This is a genomic window from Halorussus marinus (genome assembly GCF_004765795.1).
Lineage (GTDB): Archaea > Halobacteriota > Halobacteria > Halobacteriales > Haladaptataceae > Halorussus > Halorussus marinus.
Genome location: NZ_SBIV01000004.1, coordinates 115,542 through 133,974, shown reverse-complemented (window position 1 = coordinate 133,974; position 18,433 = coordinate 115,542). Strand labels below are relative to the sequence as shown.

Below are 18,433 nucleotides of genomic sequence, written 5' to 3'. Positions count from 1 at the left end.
CCGTTGTCGGTGACGGGAACGCGACGACGCGGGGCCGGCCGCGGTCAGACGTCCTCGTCGGCCAGAAACTCGCGGAGCGCGTCGTTGAACGCCGCGGGTCGTTCCAGCATGGCGAGGTGAGCGGCGTCGTCGATCTCGCGGTACCGGCCGTCGGGGATCTCGGCCGCGAGTCGCTCGTGGTACTCCGGCGGGGTCAGCTTGTCGTGCTCGCCGACGACCGCGAGCGCCGGCACCGCGATGTCGCCGAGTCGGTCCCGGACGTCGAACTCGTGGCAGGTCAGGAAGTCCCGGGCGGTGACCCGACGACCGACCCCGTGCATCGCCGCCGTCGAGAGATCGACGTACTCCGAGTCGGCGTCGTGGAACAGTCGGTCCTCGCCGTGGAGGAACTCGACCGCGCGCTCGAAGTCCGAGTCGAGCCACTCGAGCAGGTCCGAGAGGACCGGGAGCTTCGCGCCGGTGCCCGCGAGCGCTAACGCGGCGAGGTCGTGGTCGCGCCCGATCGCGTACTGGAGCGCCACCGCACCGCCAAGCGAGTTGCCGACCAGCGCCGCCGGGCCGACCGCGTCGGCGACCGCGGCCACGTCGTCGACGTAGGCCGAGAGCGTCTCCCACCCGGCGTCGGCGTCGAAGTCCTCGGACTCGCCGTGGCCCCCGAGGTCGAGGGCGGCGATCGGGCGCTCGCCCGAGAGCCGGGCGAGTTGGCCCTTCCAGACCTCGTGGGTCCCGCCCGAGCCGTGGACCAAGAGGAGCGGCGAGCCGTCGCCGCCGCGGTCCGCGACCCGGTAGCCGGTCGTCCGCCCGTGGTGGGTGACGTGTTGCATGCGTTTGCGTTCGCGTGCGGAGGACAAAAACCTCCGGTCGGAGTCGCGCCGGAACCGCAATTCGAGGATTGTTCGGACGGACCGGCGCCTTACTGCGATTCGTCGGAGAAACATTTATATATTAGTGGCACTAACCTTGAGTTAGGAATCAAGATGTCACTGAAACGTATCTCGGAACGGGAGGACGTGTTCGCCCGCCACTACCAGTACGGCGACGAGGCGGTGCTGGCGGTCGACCTCGGCGTCGACGGAGACGCCGCAGTCGACGTGCTCGACGACGTGGCCATCGTCGTCGTGGACGACGACGAGGCGTCCGGGCAGTTCGAATTCGACCTCCCCGACAGCGGGGCGGAAGTGTTTATCACCAACGGCGTCCTCAGTATCGAGGTGGAACAATGAAGCTCACAGTAAAGCCGCTGAAGCAGAAAGACGCCGGCCGCGGGCTCGCGGCCGTCGATCGGCGCTCGATGCAGGAGCTCGGCGTCGAGAACGGCGACTACGTGGTCATCGAGGGCCGCGGGCAGGGCCGGGCGGTCGCCCGGGTCTGGCCCGGCTACCCCGAAGACGAGGGTCGCGGCGTCGTCCGGATCGACGGCCAGCTCCGCCAAGAGGCTGGCGTCGGTATCGACGACAAGGTCACGATCGAACCCGCCGACGTGAAGCCGGCCAACTCGGTCACCATCGCGCTCCCGCAGAACCTCCAGATCCGCGGGAACATCGCGCCCCACATCCGCGACAAGCTGAGCGGACAGGCCATCACGCAGGGCCAGAACGTCCCGTTCGGCTTCGGGCTGATGGGGATGGGATCGGGCCAGTCGATTCCCCTGAAGGTCGCGAACACCGACCCAGAGGGGACGGTCGTCGTGACCGACTCGACGGAGATCAACGTCAGCGAACGTCCCGCCGAGGAGGTCGGGGCGGCCGGGGGCGCCGGCGGGGAGGGCACCCCGAGCGTGACCTACGAGGACATCGGCGGCCTCGAGGGCGAACTCGAACAGGTCCGGGAGATGATCGAGCTCCCGATGCGCCATCCCGAGCTGTTCCAGCGGCTCGGCATCGAGCCCCCGAAGGGCGTGGTGCTCCACGGCCCGCCGGGCACGGGCAAGACCCTGATGGCGAAGGCGGTCGCCAACGAGATCGACGCCCACTTCCAGACCATCTCGGGCCCCGAGATCATGAGCAAGTACTACGGGGAGTCCGAGGAGAAGCTCCGCGAGGTGTTCGAGGACGCCGAGGAGAACGCCCCGGCGATCGTGTTCATCGACGAGCTCGACTCCATCGCGCCCAAGCGCGAGGACGCCGGCGGCGACGTCGAGCGCCGCGTGGTCGCCCAGCTCCTGTCGCTGATGGACGGGCTCGAATCCCGCGGCGACGTCACCGTGATCGCGGCGACCAACCGGATCGACGCGGTCGACCCCGCCCTGCGGCGCCCGGGTCGGTTCGACCGCGAGATCGAGATCGGCGTCCCGGACCGGGACGGCCGCCTCGAGATCATGCAGGTCCACACCCGCGGGATGCCCCTCGCGGAGGGCATCGACCTCGAGGAGTACGCCGACAACACCCACGGCTTCGTCGGCGCCGACCTCGAGAACCTCGCCAAGGAGTCGGCGATGAACGCGCTCCGGCGGATCCGGCCGGAGATCGACCTCGAATCCGACGAGATCTCCGCCGACGTGCTCGACTCGCTCCAGGTCACCGAGCGCGACTTCAAGGAGGCGCTGAAGGGCATCGAGCCCTCCGCGCTCCGCGAGGTGTTCGTCGAGGTCCCCGACGTCTCGTGGGATCAGGTCGGCGGTCTAGAAGACACCAAAGAGCGCCTCCGCGAGACCATCCAGTGGCCCCTCGAGTACCCCGAAGTGTTCGAAGAACTCGACATGCAGGCCGCCAAGGGCGTGCTGATGTACGGCCCGCCGGGCACGGGCAAGACCCTGATGGCGAAGGCCGTCGCCAACGAGGCCGACAGCAACTTCATCTCGATCAAGGGCCCCGAACTCCTCAGCAAGTGGGTCGGCGAGTCCGAGAAGGGCGTCCGCGAGGTGTTCAGCAAGGCCCGGGAGAACGCCCCGACCGTGGTGTTCTTCGACGAGATCGACTCGATCGCCACCGAGCGCGGCTCCGGACAGGGCGGGGGCTCGCAGGTCGGCGAACGCGTGGTCTCCCAGCTCCTGACGGAGCTCGACGGCCTCGAAGAGCTCGAAGACGTGGTCGTGATCGCGACCTCGAACCGGCCGGACCTGATCGACTCGGCGCTGTTGCGCCCGGGTCGGCTCGATCGGCACGTCCACGTCCCGGTGCCCGACGAGGACGCCCGGAAGGCGATCTTCGAGGTCCACACCCGCGAGAAGCCGGTGGCCGACGACGTCGACCTCGATCGGCTCGCGGCCGAGACCGAGGGCTACGTCGGCGCCGACATCGAGGCGGTCGCCCGCGAGGCCTCGATGGCCGCGTCCCGGGAGTTCATCCACAGCGTCGATCCCGAGGACATCGGCGACAGCGTCGGGAACGTCCGGGTCAGCAAGGAACACTTCGAGCAGGCGCTCACCGAGGTCACCCCGAGCGTGACCGAGGAGACCAAAGAGCGCTACGAGGAAATCGAAGAGCAGTTCGACACCGCCGAGCCCGAGACCGAACAGGACCAGCTGGGTCGGACGTTCCAATGAAACGTTTCCAGCGGTCGGGCGCATAAACGCGCCCTCCCTTGGAAAACTTTCATGAAAAACACGTTGTCACCCCCTCAGTCACGCGCCTCCGGCGCGTGACTTCGAGGGCTCCTTGGTCCGCGCTCACTCCGTTCGCTCGCGGCGGATTACGGTGTACGACGGCAGGAAGCATCGCCGAGCGCTACCAGTAGCTAGTAGTATGGCTCTGTTGAAATCCTATTCTTCAGATATATCTTCGCCTGAAACGGCTTGTTGATCCGACCTGTATCAGCATACGATTTTATACGCTACTGTTCAAACAACATCACGGCGATGGCGCTACAATCATACTACCAGTTTGAAGCGTGGGTCGAAGATCTCCCCCGACTAAAATTTGCCATCGCAGTTGGTATTGCGAGCTTCTTCGGGGTATTCGCTGGGAGTCTGCTGTTTCAGGGAGTGACCGCCATCCACGCAGTGATGATGGGAGTTACGACGGTAATCGTCTACTATATGTTTGACCCACGATAGACGACCCTCTGTACTGAGCAATTGGGGTGTAAAACTATCAACTGCTGAGGACTTCAACAAAGCCAGTAGTATGTACTTAGTATTCTGAAGTGGTCGGATCATCGGCGGCCAAGGGGCAGTTCTCATCGGCCGGCTATTTCAGGTAGAGCTGTCTCTGAAGATAGGAATCCAACAAAGCCTCTAAATTCAAAGGCGGGGCTGTCTTGCCTTGTTTGGTGAATTCGAAACGCGAACGTACCACGCCGCTTCTATCATATTCGAGATGTCTTTGCGGTGGTCGTGCCGAATACGGAGAATTTGTCCGGCACAGAGTTGAAGAAAAACCCTGCCTGACGGTTTGCAACCGGATTGAAATCGAGAGTCGTCCGAGGGCTTCGTTCCGGTTCGAGACTCGCGGATGATGATGTCACGCACAACAGTGAGTCCACGCTCTGTACTTCCCAACTGCTACTCTGAGAACGATCGGATAGGACGTATGGGTGCTAGATCGTCTGAGTTGCACGATAGACGCCGAGCGACGCGAGGCGTTTCCATCGACGTTTTTGGCGGGGTTCGAGCGAGCGTGGCGAGCGAGGACCCCGCTAAAAAACGTCGGTGAGTCGCTCTGCCGCGCCGCGCTCGACCAGCGGCCCCGCGTTTTCCTCGGGCAGGGTCACCACGTCCTCGCTGGCGAGCTCGTAGGTGCGCTCGTCGACGCCGAAGATCTCGCCCACGTCGCGGGTGATGCGGACGGTGGTGCGGTCGTCGAGCCCCTCGGTGGGGTCCGTGGAGTCGTCGGGGTCGCTGTCGGCCTCCTGTCGGTCGTCGAGCGCGTCCACCTCCGGGCCGTCGGGCGCGCCCGCGACCGCGGCCGCCTCGTCGGGGGCCGGTCGCGGGTCGTCACCGTCGGAGTCGTCGGTCGGCGCCGCGCTCGCCGGCTCGTCGTCGACCGGCGAGCCCCCGCCCATCAGGTCCGCGGCGCTCACGTCCGTTTCGGTGTCGGCGTCGTCGGGCTCGGCGGGGTCGCTGTGAGGGGTCGAGTCGGTGACCGGCGAGGCGTCGGCGTCCGCCGAGGCCCGTGCGGCGTCGCTCTCGCCCGCGAGGATGTCGAGCACCTCGGCCTTGTTGGCCTCGATCTCCTCGACCAGCGACGTGAACAGCTCTTGCTCCTCGGCGGTCAGCCCCTCCTCGTCGGCGGGCATCCCCGCGGCGGCGAGGCTCGCGCGCTTGACTACCTTCCCGACCCGGCGCTCGTATACCGCTTCGACGACGTCCTCGGCGGTGTGGATCTCGTCGGTGAGGCGGTTGACCTCCGGGTCGTCGAACTGGCTCTCGGCGCGCTCGGCGGCGCGCTCGCGTTCGGCCTTGAGGTCGGCGATGTACTCGCCGACCTCGGCGTAGAACGACTCGCGCAGGTGCTGGAGGCTGTCTTTCGAACGCTCTTTGTTCTGTACCGTGCGGAGTTCGTCCAGATTCATTCTCGACCCTTCTCGGCCCGGCCGCGCGCCATCAGGAACACGGCCACGTATTCGGGGACCGATACCTCTCCCGCCGGGAGCCTAAAGCTTTCGCCGTCGAGTTCGACCGTGCCGGGGTCGGTGACCTCGACGGTCACGTCGTGGCCCACGAACGTCTCCGGGATGGGATCGACCAGCGGGTCGAACGCCTCGACCTCCTCGCGGGGGATGGGCGTCACTTCGAACCCGGTCCCGCCGTGGAGGCTCCCCGGCAGTCGGATCAGCCGCCGGACGTCGGTCGTCACCGGCTCGTCGATCGCGGCCGACTCGTCGGCGACGACCTCGCCGGTCATCACCTTCGCGAGCTGACGGATGCCGGGGCCGCCCCGCTCGATGTTGCCGCTCGCCAGCTTCTCGTAGTCTTCAGAGACCGCCCCGAGGATGGTCTTCGCCCGGCCCTCGCCGATCCGGTCGAACTCCCGGAGCCGGTCGAGCGCGTCGGCTTCGTCCATCGCGAGCAGGTCGTCGGCGAGGCCGAGCAGTCGCCGGTGGACCCGCCGGCCCCACCCGCCGTCGGTCTTGAGGACCCTCCGGGTCGCGGTGCCGCCCATCTCCGTGCGCTGGATCGCGTCGAGGTCGACGCCCTCGCCCCGGACGTAGTCGACGATCTCCCGGCGCCGATCGCGGTCGAGGTCGCGGACGCCCTCGTCGCGGACGTGGGCGTGGTATCCCCGACCGCCCGAGAAGACGACCGTGACGTCTTCGAAGCCGAGGTCGGCTTCCAGCAGGTCCAGCAGAGCCAGTAGCTCGTCCTTTCCGGCCGCGAGCATCTCGCCGTAGCCGTCCCGCTGGGGGTCGACCCCCGGGAGGTGGTCGGCGTCGATGTCGAACACGAGGTCCGACCCGCGCCACCCCTTGTCGTCCATCTCGTCGGCGCCCGGGTCGTCGTAGCGCCCGGCCGAGAAGTAGACGTGGCGCGGGCGCTCGCGCCGGAGGAAGTCCGAGAGCTCCCCGAGCTCCAGCAGCGACTGGTGGCGGACCATCGTGGTCGGCCCGGTGGTCCACGGGATGTACCCCCACTCGCGGGCCTGCGGGGCCGGCGGCGCCGACACCTCGGCGCGGCGGTAGTGGTCGCGAAACCGGCCTCGGAGGTACGCTCGGGTGCGCTCTTCCATCGGCTACGAGTGAGGCAAGCCGACGATTAAAGGCTTGTTCTTTCGGGGCCGAGGCCCGGCGGTCAGCCCCGCACGAACTCCGAGAGCTTCTCGGTCAGCCCGCCGCTCCGGCCGAGTTTCAGGTAGTAGGCGTCGCCGCCGTCCTCGTAGTAGTTGTCGATGCGGCGCTCGACCTCGAACCCCAGATGCTCGTAGAACCCGAGCGCGTTCTGGTTCGACGCGCGGGCGTGGCAGGTGACCGTGTCGTGGTTCTCGGCGACCCGACCGACCAGTCGCTTGCCGACGCCTTCGCCTCTGGACTCGGGTGCGACCGCCAGAAAGAGGATGTAACCGTCCCGCCGGACCGCCGCGAACCCCATCAGGCGCTCGTCGTCGCCCTCCCGAGAGACCACCAGATGGACCGTCGAGCGCCGGTAGGCGTCCACGAAGAACCCCCGGCGCTGTTTGAGCACGTCTTCGCCGTCCCGGATGCGCTCTTTGAGCTGCCACGCCTCCTCGACGTAGCTCTCGTCGCCGGGACGGGCGATTTCGATATCGACGTTGACGCTCACTAGCTCCGGGTATGTTCGTGGTCAATATAATTCCACCGCCCGCGACCGACCCGAACGCGACCGAGACGAATGGCGAACGACTTTGCCCGCCCGGTCCGTCGCTCGGGGTATGAGCTACCGACTCCGCGATCACACCGCGGACGTGGCGGTCGAGGCGACCGGCGAGTCGCTCGGGGCGGTCTTCGCCGCCGCCGGCGACGGCCTCGCGGCCGCGATGTGCGAGGCGCCGCCCGCGACCGGCGACCGGTTCGAGCTGTCGGTCCGCGCCGAGTCCCGCGAGGCGCTCCTGTTCGACTACCTCGACGAACTCATCTACCAGCGCGACGTCCGGGCCGTCCTGCCCGTCGACAACGAGGTAACGGTCCGGGCGGCCGACGGGGAGTGGGTCGCCGACGCGAGCGCTCGCGGCGTCCCGCTCTCGGCGGTCTCGGCCCGCGAGGTCAAGGCCGTCACGTACTCGGAGATGGAACTGGCCGAGACCGACGGAGGCTGGCGCGCGTACGTCGTCTTCGACGTGTGAGCCGGCCGGTCCGCGCCGACGGGGACCTCTGATCCCGACCGATATCGTCCGGTCGCTCGCGACCGGGTGGGCCCGACTCGTCGGCGCGCGAGACCGATGGCGAAACGTATTCCGGCCCGACGACTAACTGAGGAGTATGACCACCTACGACGCCGGCGACGTGACGCTCCACAAGGTTCGGGAGTTCGTCTGGGAGATCCCCGCGACGGGCGAGATGGGCGTTCCGGCCCGCGTGCTCGCCAGCGAGTCCCTGCTCGATGAGATCTCCGAGGACAAGACGCTCGAACAGCTCCGAAACGCCACCCACCTGCCGGGCGTGCGAAACCACGCCATCTGCATGCCCGACGGCCATCAGGGGTACGGCTTCCCGGTCGGCGGCGTGGCGGGCATCGACGCCGAGGAGGGGTGTATCTCGCCGGGCGCGATCGGCTACGACATCAACTGCGGCGTCCGGATGGTGCGGACCGACCTCACCTACGACGACCTGCGGGGCCGCGAGGAAGAACTCGTCGACGCCCTGTTCGCGAACGTCCCGTCCGGGCTCGGCGGCGGCGGCATCGTCGAGGGCGACATCGACACCGTCGAGGCGGTCCTCGACCGCGGGCTGGACTGGGCGCTCGAAGAGGGCTACGCCGTCCGCGAGGACCTCGCCCACTGCGAGGACGAGGGCGTCCGGTACGACAGCGATCCCGCGAAGGTGCCCCAGAAGGCCAAAGACCGCGGGAAGAACCAGCTCGGCAGTCTCGGGTCGGGCAACCACTTCCTCGAAGTCCAGCGCGTGACCGACACCTATCTCGACGGGGTGGCCGACGCCTACGGCCTCGAAGAGGGTCAGATCGTGGTCCTGATCCACTGCGGGAGCCGGGGGCTCGGCCATCAGGTCTGTACCGAGTATCTCCGGGACATCGAGAAGGCCCACGCCGGCCTGCTGTCGCGGCTCCCCGACAAGGAACTGGCGGCCGCGCCCGCCGGGAGCCAGCTCGCCGAGGACTACTACGGCGCGATGTGCGCGGCGATCAACTTCGCGTGGGTGAACCGCCAGCTCATCACCCACCGGACCCGGCAGGTGTTCGAGAAGGTCTTCGACGCCGACTGGGAGACGCTGGGGATGGATCTGCTGTACGACGTGGCCCACAACATCGCCAAGAAGGAGACCCACACCGTCGGGATCGGGTCGGACGGTCGTCCGGCGTCGGGCGGCGACGCCACCGACACCGAGGAGCGGGAACTCTACGTCCACCGGAAGGGCGCGACCCGGGCGTTCCCCGCGGGCCACCCCGAGGTGCCGGAGGCCTACCGCGACGTGGGCCAGCCTATCATCATCCCCGGAAGCATGGGTGCGGGCAGTTACGTCCTCCGGGGCGGCGAGGAGTCGATGGACCGCACGTTCGGCTCGACCGCCCACGGCGCGGGCCGAACCATGAGCCGGACGCAGGCCAAACAGGACTACTGGGGCGGCGACGTACAGGACGACCTCGAACAGGAACACATCTACGTCAAGGCCCAGAGCGGCGCGACGGTCGCCGAGGAGGCGCCCGGTGTCTACAAGGACGTCGACGAAGTCGTCCGGGTGTCGGACGCGCTTGGCATCGGCGACAAGGTCGCACGGACCTTCCCGGTGTGTAACATCAAGGGGTGACCGGCTACTCGGAGACTTTCATGAACGTGGCGTGACCGTCCTGAAAGAGACAGATCCGGTAGCCCTCGTAGGTGAACGTCAGTTCGGCCTGCGCCTCGATTGGCGGCGGGTTCGAAAAGAGGTGTTCGACGAGGTGGTCGATGGTGTCGTACAGCGCCGAGATGTCGGTCGGTTCGCGCCCTTCGAGGTCGGCGATGATCTCTGCGACTTCGATCTCGGCGGCCTCCTCGGACGCCGGTCGTTCGCCCTCGAACAGCTCGCGGTGAACGATGGGGTCCTCGGCGTCCGGCGGCGACGTGCCTCCCTCTTCGGTCATAGCACGCGATTCACCGCGAACCACAATAACCGTTTCTCGGCGTGTCAATTGATTTAGCTCGCTCCGGGCGGCGACCCGCCGTCTCGGTCAGGGATCGAAGTCGAAGCGCTGGCCGCTCTCGGAGTCCGAGCCGTCGATCGACGGCGACGGCGGCCGGAACGCCGCGGCCCGGCGGGGGTCGAGTTCCTCGCCGTCCTCGAACTTGACGAAGCTCAGGTAGTACACCCCGCCACACCCCTCGCCGTTCGTCTCGGGACCGCCACAGACGATCTCGACGCCGTCCGCGTCCTCGAAGTCCTCGTACGCGCCGGCGTACTCCCAGCCCTCTAACGGTTCGGGCGTCACGCACTTGTCGGCGAGGTACGCGTCGCGTTCGAGGGCACAGAGGGCCCCGCATCGCGGACAGTAGTACCGGACATCTGGCATCGAGCGGACGTAGGGGCGGCGACTACTTAACGTGGCGGCCATCGCGGTCGGTTCGGGCCGTGACGAGCAGTCCCGGAAAGCCTATCCTCCCGAGGGGAGACGTACGAGATATGATAGACGAGACGGTCGAGGAGATCCGCGAGATGCAGACCCACAGCTCCTCCGTCGTCGCCGTGAAGGCCGCCCGCGCGCTCGAAGAGCTCTGCGATCGGGAGTTCGCGTCGGCCGAGGAGTTCGAGCGCGCGCTCGAACGCAACTCCTCGGCGCTCCGGCGCGCGAACCCCTCTCACGCCTCGCTGGTGACGACCCAGCGCGCCATCGTCTCGATGGTCGGCGACGGCGCCGAGTCGGTCGACGCCGCGAAGCGCCGGCTCCGGGACGCGATCGAGGACGTGGTCGAGCAGGTCGAGACCGCGAAGCGCCGGGCCGCCGGCAACGCCGTCGAGTACGTCGAGGACGGGATGACGATCCTGACCCACGACTACTCTTCGACCGTGCTGGAGTCGATCGAGCGCGCGGTCGCCGACGGCGCGTACCTCGACGTCTACGTCACCGAGGCCCGACCCCGGTATCTGGGTCGCAAGACTGCTCGCGTCCTCGGGGAGTACGACCGGGTCGACACCCATCTCGTCGTCGACGGGGCCTGTGGCCACTACCTGCCCGAGTGCGATCGGGTGTTTCTCGGGATGGACTGCATCGTCGACGACACCCTCTACAACCGGATCGGGACGTTCCCGCTGGTCGCGACCGCCGCCGAGGTCGACGTGCCGGTGACGGTCGTCGGGTCGTCGGCGAAGCTGGTCGGCGAGGGGTTCCGGTTCGAGAACGACTTCCGGTCGCCAAGCGAGGTCCTCTTAGAGCCCGCGGAGGGCTTCGACGTCGAGAACCCCGCCTACGACGCGACTCCGACCGACCTGCTCGATTCGGTCGTGACCGACGAGGGCGTCCGGGAGTTCTGACTCACCGACCGGCGTCGACGTCGACCCACTCGCCGCGCTCGTGGCTCTCCTCGATCGCGGCCAGCGTCCGCTGGACCGCGAGGCCGTCGGCGAAGTTCGGGCGGTACGCGTCGGCGGCCTCGTCGCTCCGCGAGGTCCCCGACGCCGCGCTCGCGACCGCCGAGAGGAACGCGTAGTTCTCGTGGACGAAGGTGTGTTCCCACCCCAGGACGTGTCCCGGCGGCCACCAGTGGTCGAGGTAGGGGTCCTCGGCGTCCGTTATCAGAATGGTTTCGTACCCCCGAGCCCCGTCGCGCAGGACTTCGAGTTCGTTCAGCCGTTCGAGCGAGAACCGCAGGCTCCCCTCCGAGCCGTGGACCTCGACGGTGTGGTCGTTCTTGTGGCCCTCGGCGACCCGCGAGGCCTCGAACGTCGCCATCGCGCCGCCGTCGAGTTCGGCCTGCGCGGAGTAGGCGTCGTCGACCGTGACCGATCGGGTCTCGTCGGGTCCGGCGTCCTCGTCCTCGACCGGACGCTCGTCGACGAACGTCCGGAGGTGGCCCGAGACGCGCTCGACGTCGCCGACCAGAAACCGCGCGAGATCGACGGTGTGGGCGCCCAGATCACCGAGCGCGCCGCTCCCCGCGAGCTCCTCGTCGTTGCGCCACGACCACGGCGCCTCGGGGTCGGCGAGCCAGTCCTGGAGGTATCGTCCCCGGAAGTGTCTGATCTCGCCGAGTTCGCCGTCTTCGATCAGGTTCTTCGCGTACCGGAGCGCCGGGACGAACCGGTAGTTGAACGCGGCGGCGGTCGGCACCTCCGCGTCGGCCGCGGCCGCCGCCATCCGCTCGGCGCCGTCGAGGTCGTTCGCGAGGGGTTTCTCGCAGAGCACCGGAGTGGCGGCCTCCAGCGCCGCGATAGAGGGCTCGGCGTGGACGTGGTTCGGCCCGAGGTTGTAGAAGGCGTCGACCTCCCCGACCACCTCGCGCCAGTCGGTCGCGGTGCGCTCGAAGCCGAGCCGATCGGCGGCCGCCCGCAGGGCCGACTCGTCGCGGCCGATCAGGACGCCCCGCTCGACGTCCGGGGCGTCCGGGAAGAACATCGGGAGTCGCGCCATCGCGTTCGCGTGGGCCTTCCCCATGAACCGGTAGCCGAGAACTCCGACGGTGAGGGTCATGGCCCCGCGTACGCCGGCGGTCGGGTTAGTTGTTGGTGGCCGGCGGCGGTCGCTACTCGTCGGCCCGCGCTTCCATCGCGTCGGCGATCCGCTCGACGGCGACGACGAACCGCACCGCGAGTCCGAACGACCGCCACGCGAGGTACGCCCCGAACAGCCACGCGACGACGGTCACCCCGGCGAGCGGTCGCGCCGCGATGAGGAGGCTATAGAGCACTGCGACGAGGCCCACGACCGCCAGCGCGAGTTCGAGCGCCCGCCCGTCCCGATCGGTGTCTGACATGATCGGGGGCGTCGTAAGGCGCCGACGAGTAGCTTTCGATTCGAGCGGTCGGCAACCACCGACCCCGAGCCCGTGTCGGCGCCGGCGCCGAAACCCGTAGCGTTTTGACGCTCGCCCGACACGCGATTGGTATGGCACCCGACTTCTCGTCGCTCTCGGACGCGCTCGCGGACGCGGGCGCCGGCGGCTACCTGCTCGACGCCGACTCGGACGAGGCCGACCAGCTGTACCTCTCGGGGTTCGACGCTCCCGACCCGTTCGTCACGCTGTACACGCCCGAAGAGACCGCACTGCTCGTCTCGGGGCTTGAGTACGGCCGCGCGAGGACCGAGAGCCGGGCCGACGAGGTGGCTCGGCTCGCGGACTACGACTACCCGGCGCTCGTGGACGAGCACGGTCGAGCCGGGGCGAAACACCGCGCGGTCGCGGCTTTCCTCGCCGATCGCGGGGTCGAGTCGGTCGCGGCGCCCGAGCGGTTCCCGCTCGGCACCGCCGACGACCTCCGCGAAGCGGGGATCGAGGTGACGGTGCTCGACACCGACGTGGTGACCGAGATCCGCGCGACCAAGACCGACGCGGAGGTCGAGAACGTCCACGACGCCCAGCGAGCCAACGAGGCCGCGATGGCGGCCGCCGAGGAACTGCTGGCCTCGGCGACCGTCGAGGACGGCCTGCTGTACCGCGACGGCGAGGCGCTCACGAGCGAGCGCGTCAAAGAGGAGATCGAGGTCACGCTCCTGCGCCACGGCTGTGCGCTCGACGAGACCATCGTCGCGGGCGGGGCGGACGGCGCGGACCCCCACGACCGGGGGAGCGGACCGCTCGAAGCCGGCGAGCCGATCGTGATCGACATCTTCCCGCGGGACAAGGCGACCAAGTACCACGGCGACATGACCCGGACGTTCGTCGTCGGCGAGCCCAGCGAGGCGGTGTGGCGGCGCTTCGAGGACACCCGCGAGGCGTTCGAGGCCGCCCTCGACGCGCTCGAACCCGGCGCGACCGGCGCGGCGGTCCACGACGCGGTCTGTGACGTCTTCGAGGCGAAGGGCTACGACACTCTCCGGAGCGACCCGTCGGCCGAGACCGGATTCATCCACAGCACCGGCCACGGCATCGGGCTCGACGTCCACGAGGAGCCGCGGATCGGGCCCGAGGGCGGCGAACTCCGGCCGGGTCACGTCGTCACCATCGAGCCGGGACTGTACGACCCGGCCGTCGGCGGCGTCCGGATCGAGGACCTCGCGGTCGTGACCGAGGACGGCTACGAGAACCTGACCGACTACCCGATCCGTCTGCGACCCGAGTGAGCGACGGGCCGCGCGACGAGACCCGGGGACTTATCACGTTTCTGTCTAACGCATATTCAAAATCGAGTACCGACCATGCGTGACTCCGAAGACCCCGTCCGGGTGTTACACGTCGACGACGACGCCGATTTCGCCGCGCTCGTCGCGCGGTTTCTGGAGCGCGAAGACGAGTGTCTCTCCGTCGTCACCGAACCCGACGCCGCCGCCGGCCTCGATCGGCTCGGTGACACCGACGTCGACTGCATCGTCTCGGACTACGACATGCCGGGCCGGAACGGCATCGAGTTCCTCGAAGCCGTCCGCGAGCGCGACCCGGACGTCCCGTTCGTGCTGTTCACGGGCAAGGGGAGCGAGGAGATCGCCTCCGAGGCCATCTCCGCGGGGGTGACCGACTACCTCCAGAAGGAGACCGGGACCGACCAGTACGCGATCCTCGCCAACCGGATCCGGAACGCCGTCGACCGCACCCGGGCCGAGCGCGAGCGCCGGCGTCACCTCGACGCCATCGAGACCGCCCGGGAGGGCATCAGCATCCTCGACGACGACGGCCGGTTCACCTACGTCAATCAGGCGTACGCCGACCTGTACGGCTACGAGCCCGACGAGCTGATCGGCGAGCACTGGGACCTGCTGTACGTCGAGGACGACGTTGACGCCGCCAGAGACGATATCCTCCCGGCGGTCGAAGCGGACGGCTACTGGCACGGCACCACGACAGGGCTCCGGGCCGACGGGACCACGTTCGTCGAGGACCACGCGCTCGTGGCGACCGCGAACGGGAAGCTCGTCTGTACCGTTCGGGACGTCACCGAGAACGCCCAGCGCAAGCGGGCGATCGAGAAGCTCCACTCGACCGCCCAGATCTTCATGACGGCCGAGACGGAGGCCGACGTGGGCGAGGTCGCGGTCGAGGCCGTCCGGGACATCCTCGATATGCGGGCGAACGCGGTCCACATCTACGACGAGGAGACGGGCCGGCTGATGCCGGTCGCGTGGTCGGAGACCGCGAACGAACTCACCGGCGGCGAGTCGATGCCGGCGCTCGACCCCGACGACAGCATCGCCGGGGAGGTCTTCGAGTCGGGCGAGCCCCGGGTCTACGACGACGTTTCGACCGCGCCCGGCCGCGCCGCCGACTCGACCCGGGTCAGAAGCGAGATCATCCTGCCGCTCGGCGACCGCGGCGTCCTGATAATCGGGACGTGCGAAGTCGGCGCGTTCGACGAGACCGACGTGTCGCTCGCTCGGATCGTCGCGGTCCACGCGACGACGGCGCTCGACAGCATCGAGCGCGCCCGCGAACTCCGCGAAGAGCGGGCCTTCATCGATCAGGCGCTCGACACGATCGACGACCTTTACTACGTCGTCGGGACCGACGGCGGAATGGAGCGGTGGAACGACACCTTCCGGCGCGTGTCCGGGTACGACGACGAGGAGATCGCTACCATGGCGGCCATCGAGTTCTTTGCGCCGGACGAGCGCGACCGCATCCGCAAGGCTATCGACGACGCGCTGACGACGGGCGAGACGACCGTCGAGGCCGAGTTCCGGACCGCGAGCGGCGATCGCATCCCCTACGAGTTCACCGGTTCGCGGCTGACCGACATCGACGGCGAGCTCGCCGGGCTGGTCGGGACCGGCCGGGACGTCTCGGCTCGCAAGGAGCGCGAGCGCCGGCTCAAGGAGAATCGCGCGTTCGCGACCGACCTCCTGACCTGCGAGACGCCCGAGGCGGTCTGCGACCGGACCGTCCGAGCGGCCGAGAGCCTCCTCGAGTTCGACGCGGCGGCGGTCTACCTCGCCGAGGACGACGGCCTCTCGCAGGTCGCCGGGTCGGGAACCGTCGGTTCGGACGGCGCCGACGCCGCTCACACGGGGATCGAGGCGGCCCGGGAGGCCCACCGGACCGGCGAGTCGGCCCGCGCCGTCGCGGACGACTCCGAGTCGGCCGTCGGCTCGGCGCTCGCGGTTCCAGTCGACGGTCGGGGCGCGCTGGCGCTCGTCTCGGAACGCCCCGACGGCTTCGGGGCGACCGACCTCGAACTCGCCGAGCTACTGGTCAGCCAGACCGAAAAGGCGCTCGGGCGACTCGACCGCGAGCGCGAACTGCGCCGGAAGAACGACCGGCTCGACGAATTCGCCAGCATCCTCAGCCACGACCTCCGCAACCCGCTCAACGTCGCTCAGGGGCGGCTGGCGATGGCCCGCGAGGAGTGCGACAGCGACCACCTCGACGAGGTCGAGGGCGCCCACGAGCGCATCGAGGAGCTGATCGGGGACCTGCTGGCGATCGCGCAGGCCGGCGAGTCCGCCGTCGAGATGGATGCGGTCGCGCTCGACGCCGCGGTCGAGGAGTGCTGGGGAAACGTCGCGACCCGGGACGCGACGGTCGTCGTCGAGGCCGAACGGTCGATCCGCGCCGACGAGAGTCACCTCGGGCAACTGCTCGAGAACCTCTTCAGGAACGCCGTGGAACACGGGGGTCAGGGAGTGACGATCACCGTCGGCGAACTCCCCGGCGACGCGGGCTTCTACGTCGAGGACGACGGTCGAGGCCTTCCCGGCGAGGAGTCCAGTCAGATCTTCGAGACCGGCTACTCGACCGCAGACGAGGGGACTGGCTTCGGGATGAGCATCGTCGAACAGGTCGCGAGCGCCCACGGGTGGCGGGTCAACGCCACGGAGGGCGACGACGGCGGCGCGCGGTTCGAGGTCCTCGGCGTCGAGTTCGTCGCCGAGTAGGGGGGTCGAGGCCGGAACCGGCGGATTCGGCCCCGATCCGCCACAATCGGGAAGTACGCCCTCCTCGAACGGAGGGTATGTTCGGAGAAGAGACCCAGACCGGGGACCGAGAGGACGACGAATCTGACGACGGACGCGGCCTACTCGGCCGACTGCTCCCGTTCGGGGTGGCGTTTCTCGCGGGCTTTCTCGTCGGGCGGCGCCGAGACGGCGGCTCCGGGGAGCTTGCGCCCTCTGGGCCCGACGTCGAGGACGTGACTCGAGAGGCGAAAAACGCCGTCGGGACCGGCGAGGAGGAGAGCGAGGAGGATGAGGAGAGCGAGGAAGGCGAGGAGACGATCGAGGCCGGTGCGGCGGCCGACGAGATCCCCGAGGAAGTCGAGGCCGTCGAGGCGCCGTCGACTCACGGGATGCCGATGTTCGGGCTCGGCACGTACGACATGGACGACTACGACGAGTGCGTCGAGAGCGTCCGGACCGCCCTCGAAACGGGGTATCGACACGTCGACACCGCGGAGGGCTACCACAACGAGGAGGCGGTGGGCGACGCCATCGCCGAGGCCGACGTCGATCGCGAGGAGCTGTTCGTGGCGACCAAGATCAGCCCCGAGAACCTCGACTACGATCAGGTGCTCACCAACGCCGAGGAGAGCCTCGATCGGCTCGGGCTCGACTACGTCGACCTGCTGTACGTCCACTGGCCGACCGGGGACTACGAGGCCACCGACACGCTCGACGCCTTCGCGGAGCTCCGCGAGGAGGGCCTGATCGAGGAGATCGGCGTGAGCAACTTCACCGTCGAACTGCTCGAGGAGGCGATCGAGGTCTCCGAGGAGCCCATCTTCGCGAATCAGGTCGAGATGCACCCCTTGCTCGCCCAGACCGAGCTTCAGCAGTTCTGCGCGCAGGACGACGCCGACGTGGAACTGGTCGCGTACTCGCCGATCGCGCGCGGGGCGGTCGACGACGTCGAGGTGCTTCAAGAGATCGCCGAGAAACACGAGGCGACCCCCGCGCAGGTCAGCCTCGCGTGGCTCCGCGAGAAGGGCGTGACCGCGATCCCGAAGGCGGCCGGCGAGGACCACATCCGGGAGAACTGGCTGAGCCTCGGCGTCGACCTCGACGACGACGACGTCGACCGCATCGACGACATCGACCGCGAGGAACGCATCGTGGATCCGGACGCCGCACCCTGGAACTAAGGGCGTATAAGGTGTTTTATCATGAAAGATCATTATCTTTAAGCAGGGTCGCGTCCTCGTCCCGAGCGCAATGGGACGACGCCCACCCCGTCTCGCCCCGTACAGCCCGGATCGACCGGTCCAGAACCCGCTTCGGCTCCAGTCGGGCGGTGACCGATGAGCGCGAACGCCGACGTCGACGCCGGCGTCGACCCCGACGCGCCGGCCGACGCCGACGAGACCGACTCCCGGCAGTTCCGCAGGTCGCCGCCGCGGACGATCACCGACGCGGCCGGCCGCACCGTCGAGTGCCGCGTAGCGACCGATGGCGACCGCGAGGCGCTGGCGGCGATGTACGACGCGTTCGGGATCGAAGGGCGGGCGCAGGGCATCCCGCCGGCCGACCCCGACCGCCGGCGCGAGTGGCTCGATACCATCTGTGACGGCATCGGCGTCGTCGCGACCCACGGCGGTCGGGCGGTCGGCCACGGCGTCCTGCTCGCCGGCGGGCCGGGCCACGAACTCGCGCTGTTCGTCCACCCCGACTACCGGTCGGCCGGGATCGGAACCGCGCTCCTCCAGGCGCTACTCGGCCGCGGCGAGGCGGCGGGCGTCGAGCGAGTCTGGCTGTCGGTCCGGCGCGGGAACCGGCCGGCGGTCAGCCTCTACCGCCGAGCCGAGTTCTCCGTGACCGAGTCCGGACTCGGCGAGCTGGAGATGAGCCGCCCGCTGTAGGAGCGAACTGCTT

Annotated in this window: 18 protein-coding genes; 10 read left to right on the top strand and 8 right to left on the bottom strand. The window is 68.6% G+C overall.

The genetic code is table 11. The features are described from left to right. Positions 1-44: 44 nt before the first annotated feature. Positions 45-824 (bottom strand): alpha/beta fold hydrolase, encoded by a 780-nt coding sequence (locus EPY72_RS09805; protein ID WP_134670019.1) that lies wholly within the window; start codon positions 822-824, stop codon positions 45-47. Between the two features lie 153 nt (positions 825-977). Between EPY72_RS09805 and EPY72_RS09800 the strand changes: the two genes are divergently transcribed. From EPY72_RS09800 to EPY72_RS09790, 3 genes are all read left to right on the top strand, one after another. Next, positions 978-1,223: a DUF7127 family protein gene (locus tag EPY72_RS09800; protein ID WP_134670017.1), complete on the top strand. Its 246-nt coding sequence runs from the start codon at positions 978-980 to the stop codon at positions 1,221-1,223. Beyond that, on the top strand, positions 1,220-3,484 hold the full coding sequence (locus EPY72_RS09795) for a CDC48 family AAA ATPase (RefSeq protein ID WP_134670015.1): 2,265 nt from the start codon (positions 1,220-1,222) through the stop codon (positions 3,482-3,484). Before EPY72_RS09800 ends, EPY72_RS09795 begins: the two co-directional genes overlap by 4 nt. 312 nt (positions 3,485-3,796) lie before the next feature. Then, positions 3,797-3,994 carry a hypothetical protein gene (locus EPY72_RS09790; protein ID WP_134670013.1) on the top strand — a complete coding sequence of 66 codons (198 nt, stop codon included), beginning with the start codon at positions 3,797-3,799 and terminating at the stop codon, positions 3,992-3,994. Positions 3,995-4,575: 581 nt separating this feature from the next. Here the strand turns inward: EPY72_RS09790 and EPY72_RS09785 are convergent. The 3 genes from EPY72_RS09785 to EPY72_RS09775 all read right to left on the bottom strand — a co-directional run bounded on the left by EPY72_RS09785 (position 4,576) and on the right by EPY72_RS09775 (position 7,156). After that, positions 4,576-5,451, bottom strand: a complete 876-nt coding sequence (locus EPY72_RS09785) for a DNA replication complex subunit Gins51 (protein ID WP_135806300.1) — start codon at positions 5,449-5,451, stop codon at positions 4,576-4,578. Beyond that, entirely contained in the window at positions 5,448-6,605 is a 1,158-nt protein-coding gene (gene priS, locus EPY72_RS09780) for a DNA primase small subunit PriS (RefSeq protein ID WP_135806299.1), read from the bottom strand. Before priS ends, EPY72_RS09785 begins: the two co-directional genes overlap by 4 nt. A gap of 62 nt (positions 6,606-6,667) precedes the next feature. Then, positions 6,668-7,156: a GNAT family N-acetyltransferase gene (locus EPY72_RS09775; protein ID WP_134670007.1), complete on the bottom strand. Its 489-nt coding sequence runs from the start codon at positions 7,154-7,156 to the stop codon at positions 6,668-6,670. Between the two features lie 109 nt (positions 7,157-7,265). Between EPY72_RS09775 and EPY72_RS09770 the strand changes: the two genes are divergently transcribed. Beyond that, positions 7,266-7,676, top strand: a complete 411-nt coding sequence (locus EPY72_RS09770) for an archease (protein ID WP_134670005.1) — start codon at positions 7,266-7,268, stop codon at positions 7,674-7,676. 136 nt (positions 7,677-7,812) lie between these two features. Continuing rightward, a complete protein-coding gene (locus EPY72_RS09765) occupies positions 7,813-9,315 on the top strand; it encodes an RtcB family protein (RefSeq protein WP_135806298.1) in 1,503 nt (500 codons plus the stop codon). 4 nt (positions 9,316-9,319) lie between these two features. Here the strand turns inward: EPY72_RS09765 and EPY72_RS09760 are convergent, their stop codons facing one another. Further along, complete coding sequence (locus EPY72_RS09760) at positions 9,320-9,631, bottom strand: HalOD1 output domain-containing protein (RefSeq protein WP_134670002.1); 312 nt, start codon at positions 9,629-9,631, stop codon at positions 9,320-9,322. 87 nt (positions 9,632-9,718) lie between these two features. Continuing rightward, positions 9,719-10,057, bottom strand: a complete 339-nt coding sequence (locus EPY72_RS09755; RefSeq protein ID WP_244605556.1) for a DUF7969 family protein — start codon at positions 10,055-10,057, stop codon at positions 9,719-9,721. A gap of 110 nt (positions 10,058-10,167) precedes the next feature. Between EPY72_RS09755 and EPY72_RS09750 the strand changes: the two genes are divergently transcribed. Then, positions 10,168-11,016 (top strand): eIF2B alpha/beta/delta subunit family protein, encoded by an 849-nt coding sequence (locus tag EPY72_RS09750; RefSeq protein WP_134670000.1) that lies wholly within the window; start codon positions 10,168-10,170, stop codon positions 11,014-11,016. Position 11,017: 1 nt separating this feature from the next. Here the strand turns inward: EPY72_RS09750 and EPY72_RS09745 are convergent, their stop codons facing one another. Both EPY72_RS09745 and EPY72_RS09740 read right to left on the bottom strand, forming a co-directional pair. Then, positions 11,018-12,172, bottom strand: coding sequence for a Gfo/Idh/MocA family protein (locus tag EPY72_RS09745; RefSeq protein ID WP_135806297.1), 1,155 nt, complete (start codon positions 12,170-12,172; stop codon positions 11,018-11,020). Between the two features lie 52 nt (positions 12,173-12,224). After that, complete coding sequence (locus EPY72_RS09740) at positions 12,225-12,455, bottom strand: DUF8066 domain-containing protein (RefSeq protein ID WP_135806296.1); 231 nt, start codon at positions 12,453-12,455, stop codon at positions 12,225-12,227. A gap of 131 nt (positions 12,456-12,586) precedes the next feature. On the opposite strand from EPY72_RS09740, the gene EPY72_RS09735 reads away from it, so the two are divergent. From EPY72_RS09735 to EPY72_RS09720, 4 genes are all read left to right on the top strand, one after another. Then, a complete protein-coding gene (locus EPY72_RS09735) occupies positions 12,587-13,762 on the top strand; it encodes a M24 family metallopeptidase (RefSeq protein WP_135806295.1) in 1,176 nt (391 codons plus the stop codon). Positions 13,763-13,837: 75 nt separating this feature from the next. After that, positions 13,838-16,504, top strand: coding sequence for a PAS domain S-box protein (locus tag EPY72_RS09730; RefSeq protein WP_135806294.1), 2,667 nt, complete (start codon positions 13,838-13,840; stop codon positions 16,502-16,504). Positions 16,505-16,914: 410 nt separating this feature from the next. Further along, complete coding sequence (locus EPY72_RS09725; RefSeq protein ID WP_135806430.1) at positions 16,915-17,706, top strand: aldo/keto reductase; 792 nt, start codon at positions 16,915-16,917, stop codon at positions 17,704-17,706. 156 nt (positions 17,707-17,862) lie between these two features. Further along, complete coding sequence (locus EPY72_RS09720) at positions 17,863-18,420, top strand: GNAT family N-acetyltransferase (protein ID WP_135806293.1); 558 nt, start codon at positions 17,863-17,865, stop codon at positions 18,418-18,420. Positions 18,421-18,433 lie beyond the last annotated feature (13 nt).

Bases quoted from the DNA above. Each gene is read 5' to 3' on its own strand.
- EPY72_RS09805 (WP_134670019.1), bottom strand. From the start codon at position 824: ATGCAACACGTCACCCACCACGGGCGGACGACCGGCTACCGGGTCGCG.
- EPY72_RS09800 (WP_134670017.1), top strand. From the start codon at position 978: ATGTCACTGAAACGTATCTCGGAACGGGAGGACGTGTTCGCCCGCCAC.
- EPY72_RS09795 (WP_134670015.1), top strand. From the start codon at position 1,220: ATGAAGCTCACAGTAAAGCCGCTGAAGCAGAAAGACGCCGGCCGCGGG.
- EPY72_RS09790 (WP_134670013.1), top strand. From the start codon at position 3,797: ATGGCGCTACAATCATACTACCAGTTTGAAGCGTGGGTCGAAGATCTC.
- EPY72_RS09785 (WP_135806300.1), bottom strand. From the start codon at position 5,451: ATGAATCTGGACGAACTCCGCACGGTACAGAACAAAGAGCGTTCGAAA.
- priS (WP_135806299.1), bottom strand. From the start codon at position 6,605: ATGGAAGAGCGCACCCGAGCGTACCTCCGAGGCCGGTTTCGCGACCAC.
- EPY72_RS09770 (WP_134670005.1), top strand. From the start codon at position 7,266: ATGAGCTACCGACTCCGCGATCACACCGCGGACGTGGCGGTCGAGGCG.
- EPY72_RS09765 (WP_135806298.1), top strand. From the start codon at position 7,813: ATGACCACCTACGACGCCGGCGACGTGACGCTCCACAAGGTTCGGGAG.
- EPY72_RS09760 (WP_134670002.1), bottom strand. From the start codon at position 9,631: ATGACCGAAGAGGGAGGCACGTCGCCGCCGGACGCCGAGGACCCCATC.
- EPY72_RS09755 (WP_244605556.1), bottom strand. From the start codon at position 10,057: ATGCCAGATGTCCGGTACTACTGTCCGCGATGCGGGGCCCTCTGTGCC.
- EPY72_RS09750 (WP_134670000.1), top strand. From the start codon at position 10,168: ATGATAGACGAGACGGTCGAGGAGATCCGCGAGATGCAGACCCACAGC.
- EPY72_RS09745 (WP_135806297.1), bottom strand. From the start codon at position 12,172: ATGACCCTCACCGTCGGAGTTCTCGGCTACCGGTTCATGGGGAAGGCC.
- EPY72_RS09740 (WP_135806296.1), bottom strand. From the start codon at position 12,455: ATGTCAGACACCGATCGGGACGGGCGGGCGCTCGAACTCGCGCTGGCG.
- EPY72_RS09735 (WP_135806295.1), top strand. From the start codon at position 12,587: ATGGCACCCGACTTCTCGTCGCTCTCGGACGCGCTCGCGGACGCGGGC.
- EPY72_RS09730 (WP_135806294.1), top strand. From the start codon at position 13,838: ATGCGTGACTCCGAAGACCCCGTCCGGGTGTTACACGTCGACGACGAC.
- EPY72_RS09725 (WP_135806430.1), top strand. From the start codon at position 16,915: ATGCCGATGTTCGGGCTCGGCACGTACGACATGGACGACTACGACGAG.
- EPY72_RS09720 (WP_135806293.1), top strand. From the start codon at position 17,863: ATGAGCGCGAACGCCGACGTCGACGCCGGCGTCGACCCCGACGCGCCG.